The organism is Aliigemmobacter aestuarii (assembly GCF_004799285.1).
Taxonomy (GTDB): Bacteria; Pseudomonadota; Alphaproteobacteria; order Rhodobacterales; family Rhodobacteraceae; genus Aliigemmobacter; species Aliigemmobacter aestuarii.
Window position 1 is genome coordinate 413571 of sequence record NZ_SSND01000004.1, and the last position, 8144, is coordinate 421714.

Here is an 8144-nt window from a genome sequence, read left to right on the forward strand (position 1 = left end):
AGGCAATCTGATCAACTGCGGGAATTATCCGCCCGAACCCGTGCCTTGTAAAGCAAATCAAGGCGTTTTCCCGGCGATTCGGGTCTCAGAGCCCGGTCAGGATGGCCACGATGGCGGCCAGCGCCATCGGCACGCCATAGGGCATCTTGCGCTGTTCGGCGATCAGCGCGAGGCGCTGGCCGATCAACCCGCGCGCCCGGTCCGGGTCGCCGCGCCCGGCCATGCGGATGCCGATCACCATCAGGACCGACAGGGCCAGAAGGACGACGGCATAGACGCCGATCCCTTGCCAGCCGATCAGCAGGCCCAGGGGCAGGTACAGCTTGGCATCGCCCGCGCCGATCATCCCTAGGGCCCAGAGGCCGAATCCCAGCACGAACAGCACGCCCCCCACGATCAGGCTGCCCTTCCAGCCGCCCGACGGGTCCAGCGCCACGGCGACCAGCGCCACGACGGTCAGGATGATCACGTCGCGGTTGGCGATGCGGAAGGTCAGGAAATCGCGCCAGCCGATCCAGGCCAGCAGCAGCATGGCCAGGACAAGCGTCAGGATATGGGCGGTCAGCATCGGCAGGCCGATCCTTCGTTTCGCCGGTCAGGCAAGGTCAGATCCCGCGCAGGTCGCCCGGTGAACGCTTCTGGTAGTTCACGGAATTGCGCAGCATTTCCAGATTGTTCGCCGCCGTCTCGTTCGACGGGTCGATCTCGTACGCGGCCAGGAAGTGCTTGCGCGCGACCTGAAGGTTGCCGCGCAACAGCATCGAATAGCCATAGTTGTTGTGGAATTCGATCCGGTTGCCGATTATCGGCTGCAGCTTGCGATAGGCGATGTCGGACTGGTCGAACCGGCGCAGCATGTCGGAAGCCGCAGCATAGCCCAACAGAGCCTGCGGGTCGCTTGGCGCCACTTCCAGCGCGCGCTTGAACAGCGTGCTGGCACGGCCATAGTTCTTCGACTTGAATTGGTTCTTTGCCGACACGATCAGCTGATCGTCCGGGTAATAATCCCGGTTCGACGTGTCCGCGACCGTCGACGCCTTGTCACCGAAACTGGACAAATCCCCCAGACCACCCTCGGTGCAGGCAGTCAGGCCAACCACGCACAGGACACAAAGGATCTTCTTCATGATGGAAGCCTCGAAGACAGTGCGATCAGTCTTTCACCTTACTTTCTGCGACCGCCCCTGTCCATCGACGGCCCGCCGAACTGCTGTTTGCTATTGTAAATCGAACACATGCCAGGCGGCATTCATGTTCAGAAGAAGAACCACTCGATCAGCCAGGCGCCGCCCGCCAGATGCGTTGCGGTGATGGCCAGGTAGGTGGCGGCCGCAAGGGCCAGCGCGCGGCGCGGCATGGCGGTCTGTTTGATCTCGAGATGTTCGGGGAAAAGGAAGACGCCGCTGCCGATCATGCAGATCACCAGAAGCTGCGGCGACTGGAACCCGATCGCCAGCGCGCTGGCGATGGCCGAAAGGCCGACCATCGCGCGGTGCCGGGCGTTGGCGCGCAGGCTGTGGGCGATGGCGTTGACGCAGCGCCCGCCGTCCAGCGGCCAGAGCGGCAGGAGATTGATGAAGTTGTAGGCGGCGATGACCGAACCCAGGATGCGCAGGAACCGCGCCACCGCAGGGGCGTGATCCTGCAGAAGTCCGGCCGCGACAAGCGCCACCACCATCGGCGCGATGCTGAAGGCCGCGCCCATCAGGTGCACGAAGACCTCGGCCTGAAGCGTGGCAGGCTTCCTGGTCGAGATCGGGTCTTTCGAGATCATCGGGAGCAGGCGGAACCGCGCATCGCCGTGCCCCAGCAGCCGATAGGCCAGCACATGCCCCGCCTCGTGCAGGATCACTGCGGCGACCAGCGACAGGCCGTAGGGAAAATCCAGAAGCGCAAGGGCCAGAAGCGCGGCGAGGATGCCGATGCGAAGCGAGTCGGCATCCACACGCGGCGGAACAATCGACCCGTCCTGGCTGATCATCCCGGCGCGCAGCCCGTAGATCAGCGCGCTGGCGATGGTGAGTGCGATCACGATCTCGAACATGACGGTCCCCTTGGCCGATGGTGTTGCAAGGCCGATGATGGCAGGGCGTTGGTGACGATTGTTGGGCATAGCCCGCGCCGAATTGTGGCAAGGCAGGGATTTTCCGCATTTCGTGAACAATCCGTGGCCCCGACTGGCCTGAACTGGCCACGCGCGGCGCTTCCGCAGCCGGTTCCGGCGCGGATGGCAAAAGGCCGGCGGAGTTGCCCCCGCCGGCCCTGTCATGTCCTGACGTTCAGGCTCAGAACGTCGCGACGATGTTCAGGAAGGCGCCTTCCTTGCGGCCCGAAATCTCGCGCAGGTCGCTGGACACATCGCCCCACTGATAGCCGACACCGGCCTTCATGTTGTTGCCGAAGTGCCGCCAGACGCCGAACACCGCGCCCTTTTCGGTCACGCCGGTTTCCTGGAACTTCATCATCCGCGCCTCGGCGGTGATGTCCCAGTTGTGGACGACGTGATAGTCGACCCGCAGGATGCCAAGCGTCGCGGTGCTGTTGGTGAAGGCGTTGGTGCCGCGCGCGGCGACCTTCGACTTGCGGTAGCCCACTTTCGCGCCGATCGTCCATTCCTGCGACAGGTCATAGTTGATGTCGGCGCTCAGGATGTGGGACTTCTGGCTTGGTCCGTTCAGGTCGCCCTCGAAGTTCACCTGATCGGGGCCGGGCAGGTCGTAAAGATAGGTGTAGCGGAACAGCGCGTTCACCCGGTCATGGTTGACGGGCCGGTAGGCGAGGCCAAGGTTCGCCTCGACATACTTGCCGTCCCTGAGCGCGGACTGATCGGATTCCGAGATCAGCGCGTCAAGATTGGCCAAGAGCCGCAGGTCTTCGCTGAACTGATAGCGCGCATAGCCGGACACGCCCCAGGTCTTGCGATCCAGCGCCCCGTTGGTCGAGGTTTCGCGGCGGAATTCGCCCGCGATCCCGGCCTGAAGCCGCTCGCCCTCGGAATAGCGCACCCCCATTGAGATGCCCTTGCGGCGGAAGGTGCCGTTGGTCGGATCCTCGGTCCTGCCATAGATCACGCCGCCGTCGATCGCCCAGACATCGCTGGGTGTGTAGGTCACGCCGAACGAATTGGACAGGGACGGCCGGTCGCCCAGGCGGTCATAGGTGTTTTCGGCCCGGACGCTGATCGAATCCGTGACCTGGCTTTGCGCCCCCACGACCCAGGTGCCGCCGTCCTTGCCGCTGAAGTTCGTCTGGTCGTACTGGCGCATCGGGTCAAGCCGGTAGCCGAAGTTGAAGGTGCTGCCGGCGTTGGGTTCGTAGATCACCATCGCATGCCCGGCCTCACCCAGCGATCCGTCCGAAATCTCTGCCTCGAACGACAGCTTTTCGGTCAGCCTGGCCTTCGCGCCGATCCCCAGACGGTCGTTCCGGGGCAGGCCGCCGCTGCGGTCCAGCGTCTGCTGGGCAAAGACCCAGGCAGAAAGATCCTCGTCTCGGGTCCAGGTCAGGCGCGCGCCAAGGTCGGTGCGGGTGCCGTTGCGGGCGGCGATCGCCGAGGGATCGAAACGGTCGGTATGGGCCGCCTCGATTTCCGCCTTCCACTGTTCGTTGATCTGAAAGACCATGCCGACGCGGCTGTCCTCGCGCCGTTCGCCGTTGGCGCGCTTCAGCTTGTCATAGCCGAAGGTCAGCGTGGTACGCGGGTTGACGATCACCTCGCTCGCGAGGCCGATGGCCTCTTGCGTGACCGCGATGTTGTAATCGGCGGAAACGAAGCCCGCCTCCTTCTTGTCGTAATAGGCCGAGACGAACCCGCCCAGCCGTCCGCCGGACAGCTCCATCAGGTCGCCGCGCGCCTCGACCCGGACCGACTCCGCCGGGCGGCCGGTGACGCCCACGGTGCCGCCGGGGGTGAAATCAAGCCCGCCGTTGATCGACCCGTCAGAGCCGAAGCCGGGGCCTTCGCTGCGGGCATATTCCGCCGACAGGTACGTGCCCTCGCTGCGCCGCCACAAGAGATCGACGCCGACCAGTTCGTTGTCGGCAAGCCCGGTGGTTTCCTTCTGCGCGCTGGCCCCCAGCCGCAGGGTATCGGTCACCCAGCCCTCGACCCGCAGGCCGGTGGACATGCCGTCCACATTGCCCACCGACGGGACGTATTCGTATTGGGCGACCAGGTCGATGTCATAGGCGCCCAGGGGCCGGTCGGTGACAAGGCTGCCGCCGCCCGCCTGATCCAGCGGCCGCTTCAGCAGCACGACGCCCTGGAAATAGTTGATCTCGTAATCCTGGCCCTCGATCAGCCGTTCCTGCCGCACCACAAGGCCGGTCACGGGATCGCGCCATTGCACATAGATCGTCGCGGTGCCGGTCAGGATATCCTGCCGTTTCAGGAAATAGGTGCTTCCGCCGGTGCCGCGCAGGACATCGCGCTGCGCCAGGCGGTCGGGTTGCGCCGCATAGGCCGAAAACCGCAGGCGCGGTTCCCCGAACGAGGTCTGCCCCAGGCTTTCATGCACGGCCTGCAGGCCATAAAGCGTGCGGTCGCTGCGCACCAGGCGCAGGGATTCGTCGGTGGTCTGGAAATCGCCCCACAGGATGTGGGAATTGTCCTTCTGCACCTTCACGTAAAGCTTGCCCGAGGTCGGGGCGTCATCGACATAGGTCGAATCGTCGCCGAAGGTCGGATAGACATCGTCATCGAGGATCCGCCGCAGGACCTGATCGGGTTCCTTCGCGCCGATGTCGCGGAAGATCCGGTCAAGTTCGTCCTCGCGGGTGTCCAGGGCCGCGGTGATCGTCACCCCGTTGGCAAGCGTTCCCTTGGCATAGCCCGCGACGCGTCCCAGCGTATAGCTGTCGCCATCTTCCTCGCCCACGGTCAGATCGACCATGCCGAAATAGAACCAGTCTTCTTCCGGGATCTCGACGGTGCGGTCGATGGTGCGGCCACCCACACCCACGCGCACGTCCTGGGTGCCGGGCGGCAGGATGCGCTCCACCGCGAAGGCGCCGGTGCCGTCCACCGGGACGGGTTCGCCCATCACCATCACCGTGGTGCCGGGCGCCACCTGATCAGAGAAGACCGTGACAGTGCCGCCCCGGATCGGGATCGCGCGGCGGCGCGTCATGTCCTCGCCTTCGCCCGCGGCCACGATCGGGCCATCAAGCAGCGGATCGGAATAGCGTTCGGCCGACCGCGACAGGGGCAGCATGACCGTTTCGTCATAGCGGCCCGCGCTGTCATAGACACGCAGCGAATAGACCATGTCGGGCGACCCGCCCGCAGGCATCGCCCATTCCGCCGTTCCATTGGCCGTGATCGGCAGCACTGCGATCACCCGGCCAGGGTTCCGGCTGTCGATGATCCGCACCTCGGAGCGCGCGATATAGGCCGGGTAATTCGATGAGGCCCGGAAGGTCACGCGATCCCCGCCGGCATAGCTGCGGCGCAGGTCGTCGGTCGATACCGCAAGGCGCGGGCGGGCGCCGAGGCCGTCAAAGCGCACCTCGACCCCGGCATCGGCCAGCGCGCGGTCGACGCGGCGCAGGTCGTTGATGCGCACCTTCGCGCCATCCACCACGACAGGCGCGCCACCGGGGCTGTCTGCCTCGATGATGATGGAAAAACCCTCATCACCCAAGGGGCCGGTCTGGATGTCCGGCTCCGAATTCGCCCCTGCCGGCATCGTGACGACCGTTCCGGCGTTCAGATGCGTGCAGTCGTCGGGCAGGCGGCCATCGACCAGGTCGCAACCCTCGATCGGCGTGCCCTGCGCAAGCACCGGCACGGGAAACAGCGCCAGCACCGCGACACTTGCCAGCAGACCGGTGCGGACCCAGGTTTGCGACCCGCGCCGAGTTGCTGTTTTCGAAGTCAGACAGTCCGACATCGCGAACCTCCTCAAAGCTTATATCCTGGCTCTATTTCTTGATGGTCTTTTCGACCGTCAACTTGTAGCGCCCATTCCCCGGCCAGTAGGTTTTCAGGACCTGCTCGATCGCCCGCATCCGTGCATTCGCGACAGAACGGGATTCACCTGCCAGCTGATAGCTGATCCGCACCGTGGACGGCGTGTCCTTGATGCGTGTCACCAGCCGGCGCACCGCCAACACCAGTTCCTCCGACGGCGTGTTCGAGCCGGCGACGAACGCGTTGCTGGCCACCTCGATCCGCACCACACGCGAGATCGACACACCGAAGTTAAGTTCGGTCATCTTGCCAGCAGTCAGGCGTACCACGCGAGGGTTTTCTGTCGTCAGGCGATAACCCGAGGGCAGGGACCGCGTGTCGAGCTTCATGGCGAAGTTCGAACCGATGTCGCGCGGCAGGTCGGCACAGGCCACATGGTAGCGGCCATGCTCGTCCGTCGTGATCAGCTTGCCACGAACCGTCACCACGCGCGCTCCGGCGATGCCGGGTTCGCCAGGGTTCTGGTACCCGTCGTGGTTCTTGTCGTTGAACACCTTGCCGATGATGGTGCCGCAGTCGAACACGGGTTCGGCGTCTACGATCACGCTGGCCGAGGCTTCAAGGAACGGCCGCACGATGTTGGCAAAGTTCGTGTGAACACCCGGCTTGACCCCGCCCGACACGAAGGTGTCCAGCGTGATCCGGACCGTCGCACCCGGCGCCACCCGCACGTTGCGGAAGATAACCTGCGATCCGACGACTTCGGGCGTGACCGCGCTGCCGCCGATGCGGGCGCTGCCTTCCTTGTAGATGAAGCCCTGCGGCAGGCGGTCGATCACGGTGATGCGACGCGGGGTGAAGGCGTTCAGGTTCTCCACCTCGATCCGCCAAGGGGCAAGCTCGCCCTGCTTCACATGCGACCGCAGCGCCACCTTGCGGATCTCGTACTCCGGTTCCTCGTCGGGGTTGGTGATGCTGATGACCACATCGGTCACCGCATCATCCGATTTCGTCCCGGTCTCGGCCGTGTCGAAGGTCGCGACGTTGCGGATGCTGGCGCGGCCTTCCTGAAGCATGTCGCGGGTGATCCTGAGGGTCGCGGTATAGACCCAGGTTTCGCCCACATCCAGTTCGGCATCGGCGTCCGTATCGCCCGAGGCCAGCACGGGTTCCTGCGTCAGGGCCAGCGGGATCGGGTCGCCCGTGGTGGTGCGCTGGCGCAGCCGGTCGGTCAGTTGCGTGCCGGTCAGCGTGACGTTGCCGGTATTGGCGACGGTGATGGTATAGCCCAGGATCGTGCCCGGTTCTTCCACCTCATCGGCATCGGCCACCTTCTCGATCGTGAAATCGGGGTTGTAGTCGACGCTGGTGCTGGTTTCGCCGGGCAGCGGATCGACCCCGTCGGCGGTGAAGGTCGCGACGTTCACGATGGGCTCGCCCGCGTCGATCATCTCCTGCGTCACGTCCAGCGTCGCGGTCCAGACCCAGGTCTCACCCGCGTCCAGAACGTCCGGCGTGCCGGTGTCGGTCGGCTGCTGGGTGAAGGTCACCGGCAGATCCTCGGTCAGGACCGGATTGGTCAGCCCGACATTGCCGGTGTTCACGACCGTGATCGTATAGGTCAGCGTGCCGGGGGCGTTGATCGTCGCACGGTCCACGGTCTTCGTGATGGTGAAGCCGGGCTGCGCCGTGATCGCGGTGATCGCATCGTCGGAAACGGGCTGCAGCTGGTCCGCCTGGAAGGTCGCGGTGTTCACGATGTCCGCACCTGCGTCGATCATGTCCTGCGAAACGTCCAGCGTCGCGGTCCAGACCCAGGTCTCGCCCACGTCCAGCGCGCCGGACGTGCCGGTGTCGGTGGGCTGCTGGGTGAAGACCACCGGCAGGTCATCGGTCAGCTGCGGACCCGTCAGCGTGATGTTGCCGGTGTTCACGACCGTGATCGTATAGGTCAGCGTTCCCGGTGCCGTCAGTTCCCCAAGGTCCACCACTTTCGCGATGGTCGCGGCGGGCTGTTGCGCCGCGGTCAGCGTCACGCTGTCGGTGTCGGTGACGGCGTCGCCCACGGGCGGGGTGCCCGAGGCGGTCGCGGTGTTGGCGATGGAGCCTGCGTCGAGGTGGTCCTGGGTGACGGTCAGCGTGGCGGTGAAGATCTGGCTGGCGCCGGGGGCCAGGCTGACCGGGGCCGGGGTGATCGCCGACAGGCCGGTCAGCGGGTCGGTGACCGAGACAT

Annotated in this window: 5 protein-coding genes; all 5 read right to left on the reverse strand. The window is 65.2% G+C overall.

The window, feature by feature from the left end:
• Window positions 1-85 precede the first annotated feature (85 nt).
• On the reverse strand, window positions 86-568 hold the full coding sequence (locus E7811_RS15555; RefSeq protein WP_136395564.1) for an A24 family peptidase: 483 nt from the start codon (window positions 566-568) through the stop codon (window positions 86-88).
• A 37-nt stretch (window positions 569-605) separates the two neighbouring features.
• On the reverse strand, window positions 606-1127 hold the full coding sequence (locus E7811_RS15560) for a tetratricopeptide repeat protein (RefSeq protein ID WP_136395565.1): 522 nt from the start codon (window positions 1125-1127) through the stop codon (window positions 606-608).
• 128 nt (window positions 1128-1255) lie between these two features.
• Complete coding sequence (locus E7811_RS15565; RefSeq protein ID WP_136395566.1) at window positions 1256-2044, reverse strand: zinc metalloprotease; 789 nt, start codon at window positions 2042-2044, stop codon at window positions 1256-1258.
• Between the two features lie 241 nt (window positions 2045-2285).
• Window positions 2286-5891: a porin family protein gene (locus E7811_RS15570; protein ID WP_136395567.1), complete on the reverse strand. Its 3606-nt coding sequence runs from the start codon at window positions 5889-5891 to the stop codon at window positions 2286-2288.
• Between the two features lie 31 nt (window positions 5892-5922).
• On the reverse strand, window positions 5923-8144 hold a 2222-nt coding region (locus tag E7811_RS15575; protein ID WP_136395568.1), incomplete at its 5' end, for a DUF7507 domain-containing protein.

Excerpts from the sequence above, each read along its gene's own strand:
- E7811_RS15560 (WP_136395565.1), bottom strand. The coding sequence starts at position 1,127 with ATGAAGAAGATCCTTTGTGTCCTGTGCGTGGTTGGCCTGACTGCCTGC.
- E7811_RS15570 (WP_136395567.1), bottom strand. The coding sequence starts at position 5,891 with ATGTCGGACTGTCTGACTTCGAAAACAGCAACTCGGCGCGGGTCGCAA.
- E7811_RS15555 (WP_136395564.1), bottom strand. The coding sequence starts at position 568 with ATGCTGACCGCCCATATCCTGACGCTTGTCCTGGCCATGCTGCTGCTG.
- E7811_RS15565 (WP_136395566.1), bottom strand. The coding sequence starts at position 2,044 with ATGTTCGAGATCGTGATCGCACTCACCATCGCCAGCGCGCTGATCTAC.